Below are 21,071 nucleotides of genomic sequence, written 5' to 3' on the forward strand. Positions count from 1 at the left end.
CGGGGCTGTGACACTTGCGGCTCCGCCGCGCGGGCGCGACAAGCCACGACGGCGGGGCACCCCACCCACCGGCGGCCACCCCCCAAAAAAAGACGAACCCACGTTCACCAAAAGTTCCGGCACACGTGACCCCCCGCCCGGCAGAGCCAACTGGCACCGCCCCAACCCCCGAACTAGCGTGGCCGCATGATCGAGCTAGAGGGGCTGACCAAGCGGTACGGCGAGAAAATGGCGGTCAACCATCTGACCTTCACCGTCAGACCGGGCATCGTGACAGGCTTCCTCGGCCCCAACGGCGCCGGCAAGTCCACCACCATGCGGATGATGCTCGGCCTCGACCGCCCCACCGCCGGTGACGTCCGGATCGACGGTCAGCACTACGACCGGCTCAAGGACCCCCTCAAGTACATCGGCGCCCTCCTCGACGCCAAGGCCATGCACGGCGGACGCAGCGCCTTCAACCACCTCCTCTGTCTCGCTCAGAGCAACGGCATCCCCCGCGCGCGCGTGCACGAGGTCCTGGACACCGTCGGGCTCACTTCGGTCGCCCGGAAGAAGGCGAAGGGGTTCTCGCTCGGCATGGGGCAGCGGCTCGGTATCGCGGGCGCGCTGCTCGGCGACCCGCGGATCCTGATGTTCGACGAGCCGGTCAACGGCCTCGACCCCGAGGGCATCCACTGGATCCGCAACCTGATGAAATCGCTGGCCGCCCAGGGCCGTACGGTCTTCGTCTCCTCCCATCTCATGAGCGAGATGGCGCTGACCGCCGACCACCTCGTCGTCATCGGACAGGGACGGCTGCTCGCCGACACCTCCATGGCCGGCTTCATCGAGCAGAACTCGCGTTCGTACGTCCGTATCCGCTCCCCTCAGCGCGAACGGCTGCTCGATGTCCTGTACGCCGCCGGGATCACCGCGGTTCAGGCCGGCGGCGAGACGCTCGAAGTGGACGGCGGGAAGGCCGAGCGGATCGGTGAGCTGGCCGCGCAGCATCACCTCGTGCTGCACGAGCTGAGCCCCCAGCAGGCTTCCCTGGAGGAGGCGTTCATGCAGCTGACCGCCGAGTCGGTCGAGTACCACGCGCACTCCGACGCACCGACCGCACCCGGCCTCCCGGCCGGTCCCCCGCCCGGCTCCCCCGTGGGGGCGTGGGGCGACGGCTGGAAGGAGGACCGGTCATGACGGCCGCCCAGGTCATCCGGTCCGAGTGGACCAAGATCCGGTCGGTGGCGTCCACCGTGTGGACGCTCGGACTCGCGGCCGTGGTCACGATCGCGCTCGGCGCGCTGATCTCGCTGCTCTTCAAGAACCAGTGGAGCGACCTGAGCGAGAAGGACCGGCTCTCCTTCGACCCGACGTACACGAGTTTCGCGGGGATGGGTCTCGGGCAGCTCGCGATGATCGTGTTCGGGGTGCTCGTCGTGTCGAACGAGTACAGCACCGGCATGATCCGCACCTCGCTGGCCGCCGTACCGCAGCGCGGCATGTTCCTCGCCGGCAAGCTCGCGGTGGCGGCCGGGCTCGCCTTCGTGGTCGGGGTCGTGACCAGCTTCGCCGCGTTCTTCCTCGGGCAGGCGATGCTGGGCGGCCATTCGACGTCCATCGGCGATACGGGCGTACTGCGCGCGGTCATCGGCGGGGCGCTCTACATGACGCTCATCGCCCTGTTCTCCATGGGCGTGGCCGCGATGCTGCGCAGCCCGATGCTGTCGCTCGGGGTGCTGATGCCGTTCTTCTTCCTGATCTCCAACATCCTGGGCGCCGTCTCGGCGACGAAGAAGGTCGCCCGATACCTGCCCGACCAGGCCGGCAGCAAGATCATGCAGGTGGTCACCCCGGTCGACAACGACACTCCGTACGGGCCCTGGGGCGGGCTCGCGATCATGGTGGGGTGGGTCGTCGTGGCCCTGCTCGGCGGTTACGTGCTGCTGAAGAAGCGGGATGCGTAGGCGCTTCGCCAGCCAGGCGGTTGATTCGCCGCGGCCCGGTGGGGGCTGGGCGCGCAGTTCCCCGCGCCCACCTTTCCCCGTCCCCCTCGCCCGGTCATGGACCCGACATTTTTTGATGCTTCTTGGGGGGAACCGTCAGCGCCCGGTTAAGCTCCTAACCCTTACGGGGGCGTATGCCCTGCTGTCCTGAATTTTTCGGTGGGTGCGGAGCATGATCGAGGCAGTCGGGCTGACGAAGCGCTACGGCGACAAGACGGCCGTGTACGACCTTTCCTTCCAGGTGCGGCCGGGGGCGGTCACCGGCTTCCTCGGCCCCAACGGGTCGGGCAAGTCGACGACGATGAGGATGATCCTCGGCCTGGACCAGCCCACCTCGGGCCAGGTGACCATCGGCGGCTTCCCTTACCGCAAGCTGCCCAACGCCCCTCGCCAGGTGGGCGCGCTGCTCGACGCCAAGGCCGTGCACGGTGGCCGGTCCGCCCGTAGCCACCTGCTCTGCCTGGCCCAGCTGTCGGGCATCCCGGCGCGGCGGGTGGACGAGGTGCTGGGGGTCGTCGGGCTCCAGGACGTGGCCCGCAAGCGCTCCAAGGGGTTCTCGCTCGGCATGGGACAGCGGCTCGGCATCGCCGCCGCGCTGCTCGGCGACCCCCAGGTGCTGCTCTTCGACGAGCCGGTCAACGGGCTCGACCCCGAGGGCATCCTCTGGGTGCGCAACCTGATGAAGGCGCTCGCGGCGGAGGGCCGGACCGTGTTCGTCTCCTCCCACCTGATGAGCGAGATGGCGCTGACCGCCGACCACCTCATCGTGATCGGGCGCGGACAGCTGCTCTCCGACATGAGCGTGCGGGACTTCATCTCCACCAACTCGGCCGACTTCGCGCGCGTACGCACCCCGGAGACCGAGCCTCAGCAGCGCGAGAAGCTCACGGCGGCGCTGACCGAGGCGGGCGGCCAGGTGCTGCCCGAGCAGGACGGCGCGCTGCGCGTCATGGGCCTGCCGCTGGCCCGGATCAGCGACCTCGCGCACTCCGCCGACGTACGCCTGTGGGAGCTGTCGCCGCACCAGGCGTCGCTGGAGGAGGCGTACATGCGGATGACGCAGGGCGCCGTCGACTACCGCTCGACCGTCGACCAGAAGGCCGGGCTCCAGCAGCTGCCGCCGCCTGGCGCACAGCCGCCGATGCAGATGCCGGTGGCGGGGCAGGGCCAGCCGGACTGGTACGCCCCGCCGCCGCCCCAGCAGGGCGGTCAGCCGCCGTTCTCGGACCCCGGCCAGCACGGCCGGCCCGCCGGGCCGTACGGCGCACCTGGCGGGCCCGGCGCTCCCGTCGGCGACCACCCGAACCCGTACGCGCAGCCCGCCGCCGCCCCTCAGCAGGCGCCCGCCGCTCCCGCCGCCCCCGCCCTGACCAAGCCCGAGGACGCCCGATGAGCACGCCCCAGCAGCCCCCGACGCAGCAGCGGCCACCGCAGGCCGCGCCCAACTGGCAGGCGGCGCCCGGCCCCTCGTACGCCCCGTACACCTCGCCGATCCCGATCACGCGCACGCACCTCGGGCATGCCCTCGCCTCCGAGTGGACGAAGATCAAGTCGGTGCGCTCCACGTTGTGGACGCTCGGGGTCTTCCTGGTCCTCGTCATCGGCATCGGCCTGCTGGTCGCCGCGCAGACGACCGGCGAGGACTTCAGCGATGTGCCGTACACCATCCCGGCGTTCTTCGGGCTGGTCCTCGGACAGATCTGCCTGATCACGCTGGGCGTGCTGGTCATCTCGTCGGAGTACGGCACGGGCATGATCCGTACGACGTTCACGGCCTCGCCGCAGCGCCACCGGGTGCTCGCCGCCAAGCTGATCATCTTCTTCGCGGTCGCGTTCGTCACGTCCGCTTTCGCGATCGGTTTCATCGGCCTGGTGACCGAGGCGATGCACACCGGCAAAGAGGGCGAGGCGTGGGGCGGCACGGTCGTCATGGGCGCGCTGTACGTCTCGCTGCTCGGTGTGCTCGCCCTGGCGGTCGGCTCGATGCTGCGTCACTCGGCGGGTGCGATCACCGCGATGCTGGGCCTCGTCCTGGTGCCGGCGATCCTGCCCGCGTTCCTGATGCTGTCCGAGAGCATGCGGACGATCGGCGAGAAGATGATGGAGTACAACGCGCCCAACGCCCTCGCCAAGATCTTCGGGCTGGACAACGAGAACGCCGCCGGCGGCGCACAGCTCGGCCTGCTCGTCGGGGTGACCGCCGCGGCGATCGTCGGCGCCTTCGTGCTGCTGGACCGCCGGGACGTGTGATTCACCCGGACGCGTGAACTCCCCCGGCTGCTGGGCGAGTTCGACAAACCCGGTCAGAACCTCGGTGCGTTACGGGACCGCTGCACCCGCGTGGTGCGGCGGTCCTTCGCGTTCCAGCACGCCTTGTGCCAGTGCCGCCGGTCGTCCACGCCCGCGTGCTCGGCCCACGCGACGACGTGCGGGACGCCGGAGGGGATCAGCTGGTCGCAGCCGGGGCAGCGGTACGTCTTGCCCTGGGCGCTGGCCCCCGCCACATGCCGGACGTTCCAGTTCTCACCCTGCCAGCTCTCCGAGGACTGGAAGCCGCCGTAGCGGCCGGAGTCGTCCTCGTCGGCGCTCCGGCCGGACGAGCCGCCGGGGCCTTGGGGGCGGTTGCGACGCGGGGACACAGGACACCTCACGGAGCGGTTCAGGGGGCATGGGGCGTCTCCAGCCTACGCGGCGCGATCCGGGGTAGATGTAAGTCACCATCTCCGCACGACTTCTCTCGAACTCTCTCGAACTTCTGCCCGAATCCTCGCTCGAATCCCGCGTCGGTTCCCGGGCCTCCCCCAGGCAGACCCCAGGAAGCTCCCTACTCGGCTGCCTCATTCTGCAGACAATCCGCCAATCTCTCCGCCAAGCCGTGACTTCGGCACGTGTCGCACGGTTATGCCGTGCGGGGGAGCTCCGTGTCGGGGCCTAGGAAGCAGGAAAGAGCGATGCGCGTAGGAAGTTTTGTGCTGGCGGCCCAGTTCCCGGGCCAGGGCCAGGGGGAGGCACTGCACCGAGCGGTCCGGTCCGCCGAGGTCGCCGACGAGGCGGGGCTCGACACTGCCTGGCTGGCGGAGCACCACTTCGTGCCGTACGGCACCTGCCCGTCCGCGACGACCCTGGCCGCTCTGCTGCTGGGCCACACCCGGCGCATCCGGGTCGGTACGGCGGTGAGCGTGCTGCCCACCACCCACCCCGTGGCGCTCGGCGAACAGGCCGCGCTGCTGCATCTGACGTCCGGCGGGCGGTTCACGCTGGGCGTGGGGCGCGGCGGACCGTGGGTCGACCTGGAGGTGTTCGGGACGGGTCTTGAGGCGTACGAGAAGGCGTTCCCGGAATCACTCGATCTGCTGCTCCGCTGGCTGCGCGAACCGTCCGTGTCGGCCGACGGCGACCGGTTCGGGTTCCGCGAAGTGCCCGTCGTACCCCGCCCGTCGGAGTCGCTGACGGAAACCGCGGGGCCCGAGGTCGTCGTCGCGTGCACCTCGCCGTCGAGCGTGCGGCTGGCCGCCGAGCGCGGGCTGCCGATGCTCCTCGGGATGCATGTCGGGGACGAGGAGAAGGCCGAGATGGTCGCCCTGTGGCGGCAGTACGCGCGCGCGGCGGGACGTCCTGGGGACGAGATCCGGGGCGCCGCCCATGTGTCGGCCGGCGTCTGCCAGATCGCGGACCGGCGCACGGACGCGGTGGAGACGCTGATGAAGGCGATGCCGGGCTGGCTGCGACAGGGGCTGGAAGCGCATGTCACGGTGGACGGCCGGCAGCGTTCGATGCGGGACCCGGTGGCCTACACCGAACTCCTCTGTGGACTGCACCCGGTAGGCACCCCCCGGCTGTGCGCCGACCGCCTCGCGGCGACCTCGGAACGGACGGGCATCTCGCGCTTCGCCCTGCTCGTCGAGGGTTCCGGTGACCTGGCGGCCACGGAGGAGAACGTACGGCGGCTGGGGGCCGAGGTCATCACCCAGCTGCGCTGACCACGCTGAACACCCGGCTGCCGCAGGGAGCTTGCCGCCCCGTACAGAAACACCTCCCGCGTACGGAGCGGCAAGCCGTTGCCCCAAATCGCTTCAGCAGTCCCGGAATTCCGGGGACTGGTTCAGCAACTGACTGCGTACCGAGGTGAAGCGGGCCAGCTTGACGTCCACCGAGGAGTCCAGCGGGAACACCGCCACCCGGTGGCAGTTCTGGAAGGCCAGCCGCACACCGAAGTGCCGCTGCAGCGCGCCGCGTATCGCGTCACTCGCCAGCGCACGCAGCAGCTGGCCACGTGCCTGCTCGTCCGGCGGCGGCGTCTGGTTGTCGGCGAAGTTTCCGCCGTCCACCTTCAGCTGTGCCACCAGGGAGCTGATCATCTCCCATGCGTAGGGCAGGGAGGTCCGGACGCAGTCGACGAATTCAGCTTCGTCGACCTCGCCTCGCTCGGCCTGTTCGAGTAGGGCCGGTGAGACGTCGAGCGACATGAGTTCTCCTCTCGCACCCCCGGGTCGCGGGGGCTGCCTGACAGGGAAAGGGAGCCCGCGACACCGAGCACGCTCCGTACATGCATCGCGACCTCCCGGTTACTACCGTAAGCAACGGACCGTGACGGCACCAGGAAAACGCGGATACAGGACCGGTCAGAACCGTCCCCGTAGGAACACAATCAGCCAACAACGAACAGTTGCCACTGGCATGTTCCTTCGGACCACCGAGCCCCCGTCACCACTGTGAGGTGGGCGAATCGCGTGGACCACCGCACGTCGAGTAGCGTTGCCGACCATGCGTCTCGTCATTGCGCGCTGTTCCGTGGACTACGCGGGCCGGCTCACCGCTCATCTCCCGTCGGCCCCCCGTCTCATCCTGGTCAAGGCTGACGGCAGCGTCTCGATCCACGCGGACGACCGCGCCTACAAGCCTCTCAACTGGATGTCTCCGCCCTGCACGTTGAAGGAGGGGGCCGGAGACGATGAGGGGATCTGGACCGTCATCAACAAGGCGGGCGAGAAACTCATCATCACGATGGAGGAGATTCTCCACGACTCCTCGCACGAACTGGGCGTTGATCCCGGCCTGATCAAGGACGGCGTGGAAGCACACCTCCAGGAACTCCTCGCCGACCGCATCGAGACTCTCGGCGACGGTTACACCCTCATCCGCCGCGAGTACATGACGGCTATCGGCCCGGTCGACATCCTGTGCCGGGACGCCGACGGTGCGACGGTCGCGGTGGAGATCAAGCGGCGCGGCGAGATCGACGGCGTGGAGCAACTCACGCGCTATCTGGACCTGTTGAACCGCGACCCGCACCTCGCTCCGGTCCGCGGAATCTTCGCCGCCCAGGAGATCAAGCCCCAGGCCCGCGTCCTCGCCACGGACCGGGGCATCGGCTGCGCGGTCCTGGACTACAACGCGCTGCGCGGCATCGAGGACGACAAACTGCGGCTGTTCTGACGCCGGTTCACGGCTGCGGGGCTTGGCTGTGGCTGACGCGGAAGGGGGCGGGCCCGTTGTTACGGGCCCGCCCCCTTCCGCGTGCTGTCAGATCACCGGTGCGCTGGTGTCGGCGGCCGGGGCGCTCGCCGGCTCACTCGCCGTCTCGGTCTGGACCGGGCTGGAGGCCGGGCCGCTGGCCGTGGTCGTGGTGTCCGGGGTGGTGGACGGCTCCGGCGACGTCGTCGGACCGTCTGTGGGCGGCGTGGTCGTCGGATCATCCGTCGGCGGGGTCGTCGTCGGATCATCCGTGGGCGGCGTGGTCGTCGGATCGTCGGTGGGCGGGGTCGTCGTCGGGCGGTCCGTCGGAGACGAGGTCGCCGTACCGCCGCCACCGCCTCCCCCGGTGCCGCCCCCGCCACCCGGCGTCGTCTTCGTCCCCGAAGGCTCGTCCGACGGCTCCTCACCACCGCCCGTCGGAGGCGGCGTCGGGTCGTCCGAGGTGCCCATCGTCCCGTCGGGGCCCGGGTCGGTCGGGCGGCTGGTGGCCGTACCGGTGTCGCCGTTGCTGTCGCTGCCGCCGCTGCCGCCGTTGTCGGCCTTGTCGGCGCCCAGGCTGTCGTCGTCGGTGCCCGCACTGGCGGACGGGTTGACGCCGACCTGGTCGGACGGCGCGTCGTTGGGGTTCGAGGTCGCGCCCAGCGTCACCACCGTGCCGAGCACGGCCGCGAGCAGGGCGCCCGCACCGGCCGCCACGAGGTTGCGCCGGGCACCGCCCACGAGCCGCTGGATGCCCGAGACCTTGTGCGCCCCGCCGCCCCCGGACCGGGACGCGATCACGGTCGGCGCGAAGTCACCGGCCCCGTAGCCGGAACCAGAACCGGTACCGGAAGCCGAACCGGAACCGGCGGGCGACGGCTTGAGCGGCGGATAGCCCGCGGCCCCGAAGACGGCCGGGACGCCGCCGGGAGGCGACGCCGACTCCTCGTACCGTGCGTCCGGCACCTCCTCGCCCGCCGTGGAAACCGGGCCGGAGCCGAGGCCGGGGGTGTCGCCGGCCCGGTCGGCGACCAGGGTGAGAGCGCGGCGGCCCGCGACCGTGCCGCGCTTGTCGGCGACGGCACCGCGCAGGCCGAGGGCGGCCTCCAGCTCGGTACGGGCCATGTCGAGCTGTTCACCGCAGAGCGCGAGAATGCCCAACTCGTGGTGGAAATAGGCCTGTTCCGCAACCTCTCCGGAGAGCCGGGCGGCCTCGGCGCCGCAGAGCAGGACGCGTTCCCAGGCGCTCCAGTACAGGCCGGCCGCGAAGGCGGGCGCTGCCGTGCGCGCCAGTTGTACGGCCGTGCTCTCCTCGTCCTCCCCCGGCGGTGTGGTCGCGGGGACCAGCACCGCGAGGGCGGCGAGCAGGGCGTCGGACTCGGCGCAGACCCGCTCGGGGGCCACGGACGGGTGTCCGGCCCACCAGGCGTAGTGCTGGGCGGCGGTGAACGCCCGGTCCTGGGCGCCGTCGCCGTATCCGGCGGCCTCCAACTGGGTCTGCACCCCGGCCGCGAGCCGGTAGTGGGAGCCGACCGGGGAGACCAGCGCACAGCCGAGCAGCTCACCGAGAGCGGCGTCCGCGTGGGCGTCGTCGACCAGCGCGGGCAGATGGGCCTGGTGGGGCACCTCGCCGCCGAGCGCGACGGCGAACCGCAGGGTCTCCCGCGCGGACGTGCTGAGCCGGGAGGCGAGCAGCGGCGCGGGCGCGGCGCCCTCGGCGAGGGAGGGCAGCGGTACGTCGTCCTCGGCGCCGGTCTCGAAGGGCGCGTCGACCGGGGTGTCCTCGAAGACGCCGAACTCGTCGAAGGCGTCGGCGCGGGCGCGCAGTCCGTCACGCTGCCTGAGCAGGGCACCGGCCTGGACGAACCGCAGGGGCAGGCCCTCGGACTCGAACCAGAGGTCGCCGGCCCAGTTGGACTCCTCCTCGGTGAGGACGCGGCCGACGGCGCGCTCCAGGAGCTCCAGGCCGCCGGCCCGGTCGAGGCCGTCGAGGAACTGTTCCTCGATGAGCGAGTCGGCGGACGGCGCGGGCACGTCGGGGGTGGCGCTGATCAGGAAGGCGCACTCGGGGGTCGCGTCGAGGAGTTCGTCGAGCGCGGCGCCGCCGAACTCCACGTCGTCGAGGACGACGACCGCGCCGACCTCGCGGACGAGGGCGTGCAGTTCGTCCGGTTCCGGCCGGTACAGAGGTGCGCTGTAGACGGCGTAGAACAGGTCGTAGAGCAGGTCGCTCTGGGTGCGGTGGAAGCCGGTGAGTCGGACCACGCCGTCGGGCGCGAGGTCCGCGCAGTCGGCGGCGACGGCGTCGAGGAGTGTGGTGCGTCCAGAGCCGGCCGGGCCGGTGAGGCGTACGGAACGGCCGCGGGCCAGCAGCCGCACCAGCCGCTCGCGCTCGCCGTCGCGCTCCAGGAGCGGCAGTTCGGGCTGCGGGGGCCCGGGCGGTACGGATGGCCGGGCGGCGCGGGTGATCTCGGCGCGCTCGGCCGCCGTGAGCTTGACGGGCCGGCCGGGCCGTTCGCCGGGCGGGCAGACCTCTATCTCGCTGCCGTCGACCGGGTTGATCGTGAGCAGGTAGTCGCCCGAGACGAGCTGCACCGTGCGGGCGAGCGCGGGTGTGTGCTGGCCGAAGTCGGATGTGAGGGCGTCGCGAGGCGGGCGCTGACGCGGCGTCGTGCCGTCGGCGTCGTGGCCGTACTCCTCGGAGCCCTGGTTGTTCGGGTCCATAAGGTTCAAGCCCCCCAAAAGCGTCGTGTGGTCACAAGACCCAGGCCCCTCCCGGCCTTGCCGCACACTGCGCTGTCGCTTCTGGTCCGGGCCCGCGTGGGATGTCAGGCAGCGGGCGACCGAACCCTAAACCTTCGCACAGTATCTACGACAGGCCGGGGTACCGCGCCGTCCGAGACGTCACAGTCTCGTGAGTATTGTGCATGAAGCGCGTTTTCAGACTCTGGTTCACACTCTGGGCAGTGACTCCACCCCGATACCACCCTCGATCGCCAGAATCCGGTGCAACCGGGTCGCCACCAGCAGGCGCTGCATCTGCGGTGGTACGTCGCGCAGCACGAGCCGTCTGCCGCACCGCCCGCACCGCCGGTGGGCCCCCATGATCACCCCGAGTCCGGTGGCGTCCCAGGAGTCCAGCTCGGACAGGTCCAGCACGAGATCGCCGACGCCGGTGTCGACGGCCGTATGCAGGACCGTACGGGCGTCCGCCGCGCTGCGGACGTCGAGGCGGCCCCCGACGACCAGCTCGGCGTGGTCGCCCCTGATGTACATATGCGCTCCCCGTCAGTGCGTGTCGTGCTCCGCGTAGGTAGGTGATGCAACCTCTGACTGCCTGAGGGGCGGTCAGGTTGCCGTCTGTGAGCGAACCGATACTCAATTCACCCCACAGGGTGATACCCCAGGGGTTCGTGCGGTTTCCCTGTCTGTTGACTACGTGCGGTACTGCGGTGCAGCAGTACTACTCGTCGTTTCTCAGTAGCGCTCGGTACTGCTCAGTGCTTGTAGAAGCCCTGCCCGCTCTTACGGCCGATGTCACCGGCGTCAACCATCCGGCGCATCAGCTCCGGAGGAGCGAACTTCTCGTCCTGGGACTCGGTGTAGATGTTGCTGGTGGCGTGCAGCAGGATGTCGACCCCGGTGAGGTCGGCGGTGGCCAGCGGGCCCATGGCGTGCCCGAAGCCGAGCTTGCAGGCGAGGTCGATGTCCTCTGCGGTGGCGACACCGGACTCGTACAGCTTGGCCGCCTCGACGACGAGCGCCGAGATCAGCCGGGTCGTCACGAAACCGGCGACATCCCGGTTGACGACGATGCAGGTCTTGCCGACGGACTCGGCGAACTCCCGTGCCGTGGCGAGGGTTTCGTCGCTCGTCTTGTAACCGCGGACCAGCTCGCAGAGCTGCATCATCGGCACCGGAGAGAAGAAGTGCGCACCGACGACCCGGTCCGGGCGGTCGGTGACGGCGGCGATCTTGGTGATCGGGATGGCGGAGGTGTTGGAGGCGAGCACGGCGTCGTCGCGGGCGATCTTGTCGAGCGCGCGGAAGATCTCGTGCTTGACCTCCAGCTTCTCGAACACCGCCTCGACGACGATGTCCGCGTCGCCGACCGCATCCAGGTCGGTGGTCGCGGTGATGCGCCCGAGGGCGGCCTCGGCGTCGGCCGCGGTCAGTTTGCCCTTGCCGACGAACCGGTCGTACGAGGACTTGATGCCGTCGGTGCCACGGGTGAGCGCTTCGTCGGTGACATCGCGCAGTACGACGTCCCAGCCCGCCTGGGCGGATACCTGGGCGATGCCGGAACCCATCAGGCCGGCTCCGATGACGGCAAGCTTCCGTGCCACTGTGCGACTCCCCTGACGCGCTGTTTATGTGTGCCTTGATAGGGGCCTCGACAAGGCCTCTCCGGCGGACCTTAGCGGTCGTGAGCGGTTGTGTGACCGCTTAGTAACGCGTTTCACGTCTCATGGCGTGAGACGCCGATCACGTTGGCCACGTCTCATCTGACGGACTTGACGATCCTCTCGACGGCCGAAGCCGAAGGGATTCCGACCTCAGCGGTCGGAGCGCTAATTCCTTGCGGTTTCACGCTGGTTGGCGCTTCACAGACCGGCTGATGCCGAGGTCTCCACGCCCTGTAACCCGTATGTCCACGCGGATACGAACCCAGAACGCATGCGCGAGCCCGAAGATGTCAGCCGGGGCCGACCTCTGTCCGAGGGCACTTGGTCACCACTCGGCCCACATCGGAGGAGCGTCTAGATTGGCCGCATGGTCAATCTGACGCGTATCTACACCAGGATCGGCGACAAGGGCACCACCGCCCTCGGTGACATGAGCCGGGTCGCCAAGACCGATCTGCGGATCTCGGCGTACGCCGATGCCAACGAGGCGAACGCGGTGATCGGGACCGCCGTCGCGCTGGGCGGGCTGGAGGTGGAGGTCGTCAAGGTGCTGACGCGCGTGCAGAACGACCTGTTCGACGTGGGCGCGGACCTGGCGACGCCGGTGGCCGAGAACCCGGAGTTTCCTCCGTTGCGGGTCGAGCAGTCCTACATCGACAAGCTGGAGGCGGACTGCGACCGGTTCCTCGAAGACCTGGAGAAACTGCGCTCGTTCATCCTGCCCGGCGGCACCCCCGGCGCGGCCCTGCTGCACCAGGCGTGCACGGTCGTACGCCGGGCCGAGCGCTCGACATGGGCGGCGCTGGAGGTCCACGCCGAGGCGATGAACCCGCTCACCGCGACGTACCTGAACCGGCTGTCGGACCTGTTGTTCATCCTGGCGCGTACCGCCAACAAGGCGGTCGGGGACGTGCTCTGGGTCCCGGGCGGGGAGCGCTGAGGGGGCCGACCGGCCTCGCCTCCCTATCGCTTGCCCCTCGGTGAGCGTGCCACCTGGAACAGGCCTGTCAGGAGCAGTGCTCCCCCGACGCACATCATCACCACGCCCACCTTCGTCAAGGTGACGAAGGGGAGCTCCACATCCCCGGCGAACAGCCACAGCACCAGGCCGGTCACCAGGGTGGCGGCGCCCTCCAGCAGGTTCTTCGTCGTCCCGCTCATCGCCGTGCGCTCTCCTTCTCGAAGGTGACCCGGCCGGCGCTCCCGGCTTCTCCTCCGGGCCCGCCCGGGTCCTTCTTCGGCCAGATCGTGTACGTCAGCGCGATCAGCCCGTGGATGCCGGCGATCCGCAGGGCCGTCCCCTGGAAGGACCGCAGCGACGACGTGTCCCCGTCGCCGACGTACCAGACCGCCGCCTGGAGCAGCGCGCACGCGACCGCCGCCATGACGACGGTACGCAGCCACAGGCGGCCCTCGTGGCGGGCGCGCGCCATGCCGTAGCGGGGCGGGCTCGGCGGGGGCGGGCCCCCGGCCAGGCGGTGGGCGGCGTGGCCGTCGAGCCAGCGGATCATGTAGTGGCCGTACGCCACGGTGAAGCCGATGTAGAGCGCGGCCAGGCCGTGCTCCCAGCCCGGTTCGGCGCCGTTCCTGAGGTCGATCGCCGTGACGACGAACAGCACGAGTTCCAGCAGTGGCTCGCAGAGCAGCAGCGCCACGCTGGTGCGGCGCCACTTGAGCAGGTACCGGACGGTCAGGCCGAGCGCCAGCAGCACCCAGAAGCCGACCTCGCAGGCGATGATCAGTGTGACGATCACAGTTCGCTCCTCTCCGTCACCTTTCCAGGCTCCCGGCGGGACGTGCCGGATTCGTCGTCGGCGGTGAGGAAGTCGCGGTACATCGAAAGATGCAGTTGGGGACCCTTCCCGGGGATCAGGCGGGCGGCGCCCGGGCCGTGTTGGATGGAGTCATGGCCCCGCGACCTCCCCGCCCGCACCGCGACGACGTGCGCATCGCGCTCGCGGGGCTGCTCGGCGGACTGCTGATCTGGGGCGTCGGTCTCGGCACCCGCGCGGCCCGTGATCCGCTCGTGCTCCTGGACGGGCGCTGGCCGATCCTGCTGCCGCTCGTCGTGACCGCCGGCTGCGAACTGCTCCGGCGGATCCGTCCGCGTACGGGCCTGCTGGTCGGCATGGCCGCGCTGACCGTGGACGTCGTCACGCAGGGCAACTTGGCCACTGTCGTGATGTTCACGGACCTCGTGTACGCGGCCGTGCTGTACGGCCCGCCCGCCACCGCCCGCCGGGTCCCCTGGATCACCGGGCTGCTCGCGGTGGCCGCCGCGATCGTGCCCTTCGCGGTCTGGCGGGTGCCGGAGGCGCTGCTCGTCGGTGTGGTCGTCGGCATCGTGGCGTTCACGCCCGCGGCCACCGGTCTGATCGTACGCAACCACCGCGACGCCGCCGACTCGGCCCGGCTGCGCGCCGAACAGACCGCCCTGCTTGCCGAGTTGGACCGCACCCAGGCGGTGACCTCCGAACGGGCGCGGATGGCAAGGGAGTTGCACGACCTGGTCGCCAACCACCTCTCCGCCATCGCGATCCACTCCACGGCCGCCCTCTCCATCGACGACCCGGACACCTCGAAACAGGCCCTCGGCGTCATCCGTGAGAACAGCGTGGCGGGACTGGCCGAGATGCGCCGCCTGATCGGCATCCTGCGCGACAGCGGCGGCGACCTGGAACCGGCGGCGGCCCCGACGCTGGAGGGTCTCGGCGCACTGGTGGACGGTGCCCGCACCAACGGCCTCGACGTCACCCTGGACACCGATACCGACCACGCCGCCCTGCCGGTCCCGGTCGAGCTGGCCGCGTACCGCATCGTCCAGGAGTCCCTGACCAACGCCCTCAAGCACGCCTCCCCCGGCCGGGTCACGGTGGCGCTCACCCGGCGGGACGGTTCGCTGAGCGTCGCCGTGACCAGCCCGCACGAGGGTCACGACAGTCCGCGCGCACCGGGCTCGGGTGCCGGTCTGGTCGGGATGCGGGAGCGGGTCTCGCTGTTGGGCGGCACCTTCACGGCGGGACCGAACGGCGCCCACTGGGCCGTGCGCGCCGCGCTGCCCCTCACCGAAGGAGAAGACGTATGACAGCAGCAGGAGCGGCGATCCGGGTGCTCGTCGCCGAGGACCAGTCGGCCGTACGGGCGGGGCTCGTCCTCATTCTGGGCAGCGCGCCCGGCATCGAGGTGGTCGGAGAGGCGCCGGACGGCGAGCAGGCGGTGGCGCTGGCCCGTGAACTACGGCCGGATCTGGTGCTGATGGACATTCAGATGCCGCGCCTGGACGGGGTGTCGGCGACGCGGCAGGTGGTGGCCGAACAGCTCGCCGACGTCCTGGTGCTGACCACCTTCGACCTCGACGAGTACGTCTTCGGGGCGCTGCGCGCGGGGGCTTCCGGCTTCCTCCTGAAGAACACGGAGGCGAAGGACCTGATCGAGGCGGTACGGACGGTGGCGCGCGGCGAGGGGCTGATCGCGCCGGCGGTCACCCGGCGACTGATCGCCGAGTTCGCCACCGGGCCGGTACGGGAGCCGAGCGCCGAGCCCGCCGTCCTGGACGCCCTCACCCGCCGTGAGCGCGAGGTGCTGTCGTGTCTCGGCGAGGGACTGTCCAACGCCGAGATCGCGACCCGCCTCGACATGGCGGAGGCGACGGTGAAGACGCACGTCAGCCGCTTGCTGGGCAAGCTGGAGCTGCGCAGTCGGGTCCAAGCGGCGGTACTGGCACAGGAGTTGGGGGTTTAGGGGAATCAGGCGAGCCTTCACGCGAAGTGGTCCAGACCTATTGACCCATGGTCCAGACCTTCCTATTCTCGCGGCACTGTGGGTGCGAAGGCTCAGTCTCACCCCCACCCCCTACACCTCCAAGGAGGCGCGGCATGCGCTTCGGACAAAGATGTACGGCAGGCCTGACGACCCTGCTGCTCCCCCTCGCCGCCCTGGTGGGCCTGGCGGGACCGACACAGGCGGCAGCTGCGTCTTCATCGGCCACCGCGACCTACGCCAAGACCCAGGACTGGGGCACCGGCTTCGAAGGCAAGTGGACGGTCACCAACACCGGTACCACGTCGATCAGTTCATGGACGGTCGAGTGGGACTTCCCCTCCGGTACGTCCGTCACCTCGGCCTGGGACGCCGACGTCACCTCCAGCTCCACCCACTGGACCGCCAAGAACAAGTCCTGGAACGGCACCCTCGCCCCCGGCGCCACCGTCTCCTTCGGCTTCAACGGCAGCGGCACCGGCTCCCCTGCCAACTGCAAGCTGAACGGCGGCAGTTGCAGCGGCGGCACGGTGCCCGGCGACAACACCCCCTCCGCGCCAGGCACTCCGACGGCCTCCGGCATCACCAACACCTCGGCCAAGTTGAGTTGGACCTCGGCCACAGACGACAAGGGCATCAAGAACTACGACGTCCTGCGCGACGGCACCAAGGTCGCGACGGTGACGGCCACCTCGTACACGGACACGGGTCTGACCGCCGGTACGGACTACTCGTACACCGTCCAGGCCCGGGACACCGCCGACCAGACCGGCCCGGTGAGCGGCGCGGTCGCCGTGCGCACCACCGGCGGCACCACGAACCCGCCCACCGGGAACAAGGTCAAGCTCGGCTACTTCACCGAGTGGGGCGTCTACGGCCGCAACTACCACGTCAAGAACCTGGTCACCTCGGGCTCGGCGTCGAAGATCACGCACATCAACTACGCCTTCGGCAACGTCAAGGACGGCAAGTGCACCGTCGACGACACCTACGCCGCCTACGACAAGGCCTACACCGCCGACCAGTCGGTGTCGGGCGTGGCCGACACCTGGGACCAGCCGCTGCGCGGCAACTTCAACCAGCTGCGCCAACTGAAGGCCAAGTACCCGAACATCAAGGTGCTGTACTCCTTCGGCGGCTGGACCTACTCCGGCGGCTTCACCCAGGCCGCCGCCAACCCGGCCGCCTTCGCCGCCTCCTGCAAGGCGGTCGTGGAGGACCCGCGCTGGGCGGACGTCTTCGACGGCATCGACATCGACTGGGAGTACCCGAACGCCTGCGGCCTGACCTGTGACACGTCAGGTGCGGCGGCCTTCAAGAACCTGATGTCGGCGCTGCGTACGACGTTCGGGGCGAACTACCTGGTCACCGCGGCCATCACCGCCGACGGCTCCTCCGGCGGCAAGATCGACGCGGCCGACTACGGCGGCGCCTCCGCCTACGCCGACTGGTACAACGTGATGACGTACGACTACTTCGGCGCCTTCGACGCGGACGGCCCGACCGCCCCGCACTCGCCGCTCACCTCGTACGCCGGCATCCCGGCCGCCGGCTTCAACTCCGCCGACGCCATCGCCAAGCTGAAGGCGAAGGGCGTCCCGGCGGCGAAGCTCCTGCTGGGCATCGGCTTCTACGGCCGCGGGTGGACCGGCGTCACCCAGTCCGCCCCTGGCGGCACGGCGACCGGCGCGGCACCGGGCACATACGAGGCGGGCATCGAGGACTACAAGATCCTCAAGACGTCCTGCCCGGCCACCGGCACGATCGCCGGCACCGCGTACGCGTACTGCGGCAGCAACTGGTGGTCGTACGACACTCCCGCGACGATCGCCGGAAAGATGACCTGGGCCAAGAACCAGTCCCTGGGCGGCGCGTTCTTCTGGGAGTTCAGCGGCGACACGAGCAACGGGGAGCTGGTGAGCGCGATCAGCGGCGGCCTGGCGTAGCCACCGGCACGGCAGGCAACAGGCGGCGGGGCGGGTTCCGTACGTACGGAACCAGCCCCGCCCTCCTGCGCATGCATGTCAGGCCACGTTCACCTGTTGCCCGGGAGGCGCCGCCTCCAGCCAGGCGAGGAAACCGGTCAGCGCGTCGTCGCTCATCGCCAGCTCCAGTCTCGTCCCCCGATGGACACAGGCAAGCACGACCGCGTCCGAGAGCAGTGCCAGCTCCTCCTCGCCGTCGGGGGCGCGACGGCCGGCCACCTCGATCGACGAGCGTTCCAGGACGCGGCGCGGACGGGGGGAGTACGAGAAGACGCGGTACCACTCGATCCGGTCACCGTTGTAGCGGGCGACACCGTAGCCCCAGCCCTTGCCGCTGGGGTCGGGTTTCTCGGGTACGTCCCAGCGCAGGCTGCAGTCGAACGTACCGCCGGAGCGTTGGATGAGTCGGCGGCGCAGCCCGAAGACGAACAGGCCCACCAGCGCGAGCGCCACTACCAAGCCGCACACAGTCAGAGCGAGGATCATCGACACCGACCTCCTCGTCTCCTAGGTAACGGAAAAGAAAAAACACCCGGATTCGCCTCAGCCGCGGCCAGGACCGGCGGTAACCGGTCCCAGCCGCGGCTGAGGCAAAGCATCACACTGGTGCGCTGTGGTCAGCGCGCCGCCACGGCCCGCAGTCGGACATCCGCGCGCCGCTCGGCAGAGGCGTCGCCCTCAGCCTTCGCACGCTCGAGCTCCCGCTCGACGCGCTGGACGTCGATCTCGTCCGCCAGCTCAGCGATCTCCGCCAGCAGCGACAGCTTGTTGTCCGCGAACGAGATGAAACCGCCGTGCGCCGCGGCGACGACCGTTCCACCATCACTCGTACGGATGGTCACCGGGCCCGACTCCAGCACACCGAGCAGCGGCTGGTGACCGGGCATGACGCCGATGTCGCCGGACGTGGTGCGCGCGACGACCAGGGTGGCCTCGCCGGACCAGACCTGACGGTCGGCAGCGACCAGCTCGACGTGCAGCTCAGCAGCCAAGGTTGGCTCCTCGGGTCACCACCCGGCTGTTGTACCGGGTGTTGGGATCAATTCTAGTGGGTGTGCGGAGAGGGGCAGGACGCACCCCGCGAAGGGTGCCCCCCTGCCCCTCTCCCAAGAGCGCGGGGGTCAGGAGACGCCCAGCTCCTTGGCGTTGGCCTTGAGGTCCTCAATGCCACCGCAGAGGAAGAACGCCTGCTCCGGGAAGTGGTCGTAGTCGCCGTCGATGATCGCGTTGAACGCCACGATCGACTCGTCCAGCGGTACGTCCGACCCGTCGACGCCGGTGAACTGCTTGGCGACGTGGGTGTTCTGGGACAGGAAGCGCTCCACGCGACGGGCACGGTGGACGACGAGCTTGTCCTCCTCGCCGAGCTCGTCGATACCGAGGATCGCGATGATGTCCTGGAGGTCCTTGTACTTCTGCAGAACCGTCTTGACGCGCATCGCGGTGTTGTAGTGCTCCGCCGCGATGTAGCGCGGGTCCAGGATGCGGGACGTGGAGTCCAGCGGGTCCACGGCCGGGTAGATGCCCTTCTCGGAGATCGGACGGGAGAGAACCGTCGTCGCGTCGAGGTGGGCGAACGTGGTGGCCGGGGCCGGGTCGGTCAGGTCGTCCGCGGGGACGTAGATCGCCTGCATCGAGGTGATCGAGTGTCCACGGGTCGAGGTGATGCGCTCCTGGAGGAGACCCATCTCGTCGGCCAGGTTCGGCTGGTAACCCACCGCGGAGGGCATACGGCCGAGCAGGGTCGAGACCTCGGAACCGGCCTGGGTGAAGCGGAAGATGTTGTCGATGAAGAACAGCACGTCCTGCTTCTGCACATCGCGGAAGTACTCCGCCATGGTCAGACCGGCCAGGGCCACGCGCAGACGGGTGCCCGGGGGCTCGTCCATCTGACCGAAGACCAGCGCGGTCTTGTCGATGACGCCCGAGTCGGCCATCTCCTCGATGAGGTCGTTGCCCTCACGGGTGCGCTCGCCGACACCGGCGAACACGGAGACACCGTCGTGGTTGTTGGCGACGCGGTAGATCATCTCCTGGATGAGCACCGTCTTGCCGACGCCGGCACCGCCGAACAGGCCGATCTTTCCACCCTTGACGTACGGGGTGAGAAGGTCGATGACCTTGACGCCGGTCTCGAACATCTCGGTCTTCGACTCGAGCTCGTCGAAGCGCGGGGCCTTGCGGTGGATGGACCAGCGCTCGCCCTCGTACTGCTCGTCGGAGTTCAGTACCTCACCGAGGGTGTTGAACACCTTGCCCTTGGTGAAGTCACCGACGGGGACGGTGATGCCCGTACCCGTGTTGGTGACCGCGGCCTGGCGGACCAGACCGTCGGTGGGCTGCATCGAGATCGTGCGGACCAGGCCGTCACCCAGGTGCTGGGCAACCTCCAGGGTCAGCGTCTTCTTCGCGCCGTCCAGGGCCGGGTCGGCCACCTCGACGTGAAGGGCGTTGTAGATCTCCGGCATGGCGTCGACGGGGAATTCCACGTCGACGACCGGGCCGATTACCCGGGCGACGCGGCCCGTGGCAACGGCCGTCTCAACTGTCGTCGTCATTACCTGTCACTCCCCGCGGTCGCGTCGGCCAGGGCTGCGGTGCCACCGACGATCTCGCTGATTTCCTGGGTGATTTCGGCCTGTCGGGCCGCGTTGGCAAGTCGGGAGAGCGTCGTGATGAGGTCTCCCGCGTTGTCGGTGGCCGACTTCATCGCGCGGCGCGTGGCGGCGTGCTTGGAAGCGGCCGACTGGAGCATCGCGTTGTAGATACGGCTCTCGACGTACCGCGGCAGCAGAGCGTCGAGGACGTCCTCCGCCGACGGCTCGAAGTCGTACAGCGGAAGGATCTCGCCCTTCCCCGTCGACTCCGCGGCCACCTCGTCGAGGCGGAGCGGCAGCAGACGGCCGTCGACCGCGTTCTGCGTCATCATCGAGACGAACTCGGTGTAGACGATGTGGAGTTCGTCCACGCCGCCGTCCGCCGTCTCCTTCTCGATGGCCTCGATGAGCGGAGCCGCGACCTTCTTGGCGTCCGCGTACGTGGGCTGGTCGGTGAAGCCCGACCACGACTCCACGACCTTGCGCTCGCGGAAGTTGTAGTGGGCCAGACCGCGGCGGCCGACGATGTACGTGTCGACCTCCTTGCCCTCCGCCTCAAGGCGCGCCGTCAGCTGCTCGGCGGCCTTGATCGCGTTGGAGTTGAAGGCGCCGGCCAGACCGCGGTCGCTCGAAAGGAGCAGGACCGCGGAACGGGTCGGCGTCTCGGCCTCGGTGGTCAGCGGGTGCCTGGTGTTCGACCCGGTACCGACCGCCGTGACCGCGCGGGTGAGCTCGGTCGCGTACGGCGCGGAGGCCGCCACCTTGCGCTGCGCCTTGACGACACGCGAGGCGGCGATCATCTCCATCGCCTTGGTGATCTTCTTGGTCGCGGTGACGGATTTGATGCGACGCTTGTAGACCCGGAGCTGGGCTCCCATGAGT

At 69.7% G+C, this 21,071-nt stretch carries 21 protein-coding genes; 10 read left to right on the forward strand and 11 right to left on the reverse strand.

The genetic code is table 11. From position 1 onward, the window contains the following. Positions 1-186: 186 nt before the first annotated feature. From OG734_RS13460 to OG734_RS13475, 4 genes are all read left to right on the forward strand, one after another. The gene (locus tag OG734_RS13460) at positions 187-1,182 is read left to right on the forward strand and encodes an ABC transporter ATP-binding protein (RefSeq protein WP_330287726.1); all 996 of its coding nucleotides are present in this window, start codon (positions 187-189) and stop codon (positions 1,180-1,182) included. Continuing rightward, entirely contained in the window at positions 1,179-1,949 is a 771-nt protein-coding gene (locus OG734_RS13465; protein ID WP_330287727.1) for an ABC transporter permease, read from the forward strand. The genes OG734_RS13460 and OG734_RS13465 overlap by 4 nt, the downstream gene beginning before the upstream one ends. Before the next feature lie 211 nt (positions 1,950-2,160). Continuing rightward, positions 2,161-3,381, forward strand: a complete 1,221-nt coding sequence (locus OG734_RS13470) for an ABC transporter ATP-binding protein (protein ID WP_330287728.1) — start codon at positions 2,161-2,163, stop codon at positions 3,379-3,381. Further along, positions 3,378-4,238: an ABC transporter permease gene (locus OG734_RS13475; RefSeq protein WP_330287729.1), complete on the forward strand. Its 861-nt coding sequence runs from the start codon at positions 3,378-3,380 to the stop codon at positions 4,236-4,238. The genes OG734_RS13470 and OG734_RS13475 overlap by 4 nt, the downstream gene beginning before the upstream one ends. Before the next feature lie 53 nt (positions 4,239-4,291). Here the strand turns inward: OG734_RS13475 and OG734_RS13480 are convergent, their stop codons facing one another. Next, positions 4,292-4,627, reverse strand: a complete 336-nt coding sequence (locus OG734_RS13480) for an ATP/GTP-binding protein (protein ID WP_330287730.1) — start codon at positions 4,625-4,627, stop codon at positions 4,292-4,294. A gap of 312 nt (positions 4,628-4,939) precedes the next feature. On the opposite strand from OG734_RS13480, the gene OG734_RS13485 reads away from it, so the two are divergent. Further along, complete coding sequence (locus tag OG734_RS13485) at positions 4,940-5,968, forward strand: LLM class flavin-dependent oxidoreductase (RefSeq protein WP_330287731.1); 1,029 nt, start codon at positions 4,940-4,942, stop codon at positions 5,966-5,968. Positions 5,969-6,061: 93 nt separating this feature from the next. Here OG734_RS13485 and OG734_RS13490 read toward each other — a convergent pair whose 3' ends face one another. Further along, a complete protein-coding gene (locus OG734_RS13490) occupies positions 6,062-6,454 on the reverse strand; it encodes an SCO5389 family protein (protein ID WP_330287732.1) in 393 nt (130 codons plus the stop codon). Positions 6,455-6,752: 298 nt separating this feature from the next. Here OG734_RS13490 and nucS point away from each other — a divergent pair, with 298 nt between their 5' ends. After that, positions 6,753-7,424 carry an endonuclease NucS gene (gene nucS / locus OG734_RS13495; protein WP_330287733.1) on the forward strand — a complete coding sequence of 224 codons (672 nt, stop codon included), beginning with the start codon at positions 6,753-6,755 and terminating at the stop codon, positions 7,422-7,424. A gap of 87 nt (positions 7,425-7,511) precedes the next feature. Here nucS and OG734_RS13500 read toward each other — a convergent pair whose 3' ends face one another. The 3 genes from OG734_RS13500 to OG734_RS13510 all read right to left on the reverse strand — a co-directional run bounded on the left by OG734_RS13500 (position 7,512) and on the right by OG734_RS13510 (position 11,788). Further along, positions 7,512-10,166 carry an ATP-binding protein gene (locus OG734_RS13500; protein ID WP_330287734.1) on the reverse strand — a complete coding sequence of 885 codons (2,655 nt, stop codon included), beginning with the start codon at positions 10,164-10,166 and terminating at the stop codon, positions 7,512-7,514. Positions 10,167-10,394: 228 nt separating this feature from the next. Then, a complete protein-coding gene (locus OG734_RS13505) occupies positions 10,395-10,718 on the reverse strand; it encodes an STAS domain-containing protein (protein WP_006382151.1) in 324 nt (107 codons plus the stop codon). A gap of 221 nt (positions 10,719-10,939) precedes the next feature. Next, positions 10,940-11,788: a 3-hydroxyacyl-CoA dehydrogenase family protein gene (locus tag OG734_RS13510; RefSeq protein ID WP_330287735.1), complete on the reverse strand. Its 849-nt coding sequence runs from the start codon at positions 11,786-11,788 to the stop codon at positions 10,940-10,942. A 427-nt stretch (positions 11,789-12,215) separates the two neighbouring features. On the opposite strand from OG734_RS13510, the gene OG734_RS13515 reads away from it, so the two are divergent. After that, the gene (locus tag OG734_RS13515) at positions 12,216-12,788 is read left to right on the forward strand and encodes a cob(I)yrinic acid a,c-diamide adenosyltransferase (protein ID WP_330287736.1); all 573 of its coding nucleotides are present in this window, start codon (positions 12,216-12,218) and stop codon (positions 12,786-12,788) included. 23 nt (positions 12,789-12,811) lie between these two features. Here the strand turns inward: OG734_RS13515 and OG734_RS13520 are convergent, their stop codons facing one another. Continuing rightward, complete coding sequence (locus tag OG734_RS13520; RefSeq protein WP_330287737.1) at positions 12,812-13,009, reverse strand: DUF5708 family protein; 198 nt, start codon at positions 13,007-13,009, stop codon at positions 12,812-12,814. Then, positions 13,006-13,602 (reverse strand): hypothetical protein, encoded by a 597-nt coding sequence (locus tag OG734_RS13525; RefSeq protein WP_330287738.1) that lies wholly within the window; start codon positions 13,600-13,602, stop codon positions 13,006-13,008. Before OG734_RS13525 ends, OG734_RS13520 begins: the two co-directional genes overlap by 4 nt. 152 nt (positions 13,603-13,754) lie before the next feature. Here OG734_RS13525 and OG734_RS13530 point away from each other — a divergent pair, with 152 nt between their 5' ends. The 3 genes from OG734_RS13530 (at position 13,755) to OG734_RS13540 (ending at position 17,553) form a co-directional block, all read left to right on the forward strand. Next, on the forward strand, positions 13,755-14,933 hold the full coding sequence (locus OG734_RS13530; protein WP_330287739.1) for a sensor histidine kinase: 1,179 nt from the start codon (positions 13,755-13,757) through the stop codon (positions 14,931-14,933). Then, positions 14,930-15,589, forward strand: coding sequence for a response regulator transcription factor (locus OG734_RS13535; RefSeq protein WP_330287740.1), 660 nt, complete (start codon positions 14,930-14,932; stop codon positions 15,587-15,589). The genes OG734_RS13530 and OG734_RS13535 overlap by 4 nt, the downstream gene beginning before the upstream one ends. 134 nt (positions 15,590-15,723) lie before the next feature. After that, positions 15,724-17,553, forward strand: coding sequence for a glycoside hydrolase family 18 chitinase (locus OG734_RS13540; RefSeq protein ID WP_330287741.1), 1,830 nt, complete (start codon positions 15,724-15,726; stop codon positions 17,551-17,553). 78 nt (positions 17,554-17,631) lie between these two features. On the opposite strand, the gene OG734_RS13545 is transcribed toward OG734_RS13540, so the two are convergent. From OG734_RS13545 to OG734_RS13560, 4 genes are all read right to left on the reverse strand, one after another. Further along, positions 17,632-18,078, reverse strand: coding sequence for a DUF2550 domain-containing protein (locus OG734_RS13545; protein WP_330287742.1), 447 nt, complete (start codon positions 18,076-18,078; stop codon positions 17,632-17,634). A 131-nt stretch (positions 18,079-18,209) separates the two neighbouring features. After that, positions 18,210-18,584, reverse strand: a complete 375-nt coding sequence (locus OG734_RS13550) for a F0F1 ATP synthase subunit epsilon (RefSeq protein WP_189149593.1) — start codon at positions 18,582-18,584, stop codon at positions 18,210-18,212. A 129-nt stretch (positions 18,585-18,713) separates the two neighbouring features. Then, positions 18,714-20,150 carry a F0F1 ATP synthase subunit beta gene (gene atpD, locus OG734_RS13555; RefSeq protein ID WP_330287743.1) on the reverse strand — a complete coding sequence of 479 codons (1,437 nt, stop codon included), beginning with the start codon at positions 20,148-20,150 and terminating at the stop codon, positions 18,714-18,716. Further along, entirely contained in the window at positions 20,150-21,067 is a 918-nt protein-coding gene (locus OG734_RS13560; RefSeq protein ID WP_330287744.1) for a F0F1 ATP synthase subunit gamma, read from the reverse strand. Before OG734_RS13560 ends, atpD begins: the two co-directional genes overlap by 1 nt. Positions 21,068-21,071: the final 4 nt, after the last annotated feature.

Origin of the sequence: Streptomyces sp. NBC_00576 (assembly GCF_036345175.1) — a bacterium.
Lineage (GTDB): Bacteria > Actinomycetota > Actinomycetes > Streptomycetales > Streptomycetaceae > Streptomyces.

What these genes read in the sequence shown, in the direction of transcription:
- OG734_RS13460 (WP_330287726.1), top strand. Translation starts at nt 187, where the DNA reads ATGATCGAGCTAGAGGGGCTGACCAAGCGGTACGGCGAGAAAATGGCG.
- OG734_RS13465 (WP_330287727.1), top strand. Translation starts at nt 1,179, where the DNA reads ATGACGGCCGCCCAGGTCATCCGGTCCGAGTGGACCAAGATCCGGTCG.
- OG734_RS13470 (WP_330287728.1), top strand. Translation starts at nt 2,161, where the DNA reads ATGATCGAGGCAGTCGGGCTGACGAAGCGCTACGGCGACAAGACGGCC.
- OG734_RS13475 (WP_330287729.1), top strand. Translation starts at nt 3,378, where the DNA reads ATGAGCACGCCCCAGCAGCCCCCGACGCAGCAGCGGCCACCGCAGGCC.
- OG734_RS13485 (WP_330287731.1), top strand. Translation starts at nt 4,940, where the DNA reads ATGCGCGTAGGAAGTTTTGTGCTGGCGGCCCAGTTCCCGGGCCAGGGC.
- OG734_RS13490 (WP_330287732.1), bottom strand. Translation starts at nt 6,454, where the DNA reads ATGTCGCTCGACGTCTCACCGGCCCTACTCGAACAGGCCGAGCGAGGC.
- nucS (WP_330287733.1), top strand. Translation starts at nt 6,753, where the DNA reads ATGCGTCTCGTCATTGCGCGCTGTTCCGTGGACTACGCGGGCCGGCTC.
- OG734_RS13500 (WP_330287734.1), bottom strand. Translation starts at nt 10,166, where the DNA reads ATGGACCCGAACAACCAGGGCTCCGAGGAGTACGGCCACGACGCCGAC.
- OG734_RS13505 (WP_006382151.1), bottom strand. Translation starts at nt 10,718, where the DNA reads ATGTACATCAGGGGCGACCACGCCGAGCTGGTCGTCGGGGGCCGCCTC.
- OG734_RS13515 (WP_330287736.1), top strand. Translation starts at nt 12,216, where the DNA reads ATGGTCAATCTGACGCGTATCTACACCAGGATCGGCGACAAGGGCACC.
- OG734_RS13520 (WP_330287737.1), bottom strand. Translation starts at nt 13,009, where the DNA reads ATGAGCGGGACGACGAAGAACCTGCTGGAGGGCGCCGCCACCCTGGTG.
- OG734_RS13530 (WP_330287739.1), top strand. Translation starts at nt 13,755, where the DNA reads ATGGCCCCGCGACCTCCCCGCCCGCACCGCGACGACGTGCGCATCGCG.
- OG734_RS13535 (WP_330287740.1), top strand. Translation starts at nt 14,930, where the DNA reads ATGACAGCAGCAGGAGCGGCGATCCGGGTGCTCGTCGCCGAGGACCAG.
- OG734_RS13540 (WP_330287741.1), top strand. Translation starts at nt 15,724, where the DNA reads ATGCGCTTCGGACAAAGATGTACGGCAGGCCTGACGACCCTGCTGCTC.
- OG734_RS13545 (WP_330287742.1), bottom strand. Translation starts at nt 18,078, where the DNA reads ATGATCCTCGCTCTGACTGTGTGCGGCTTGGTAGTGGCGCTCGCGCTG.
- atpD (WP_330287743.1), bottom strand. Translation starts at nt 20,150, where the DNA reads ATGACGACGACAGTTGAGACGGCCGTTGCCACGGGCCGCGTCGCCCGG.
- OG734_RS13560 (WP_330287744.1), bottom strand. Translation starts at nt 21,067, where the DNA reads ATGGGAGCCCAGCTCCGGGTCTACAAGCGTCGCATCAAATCCGTCACC.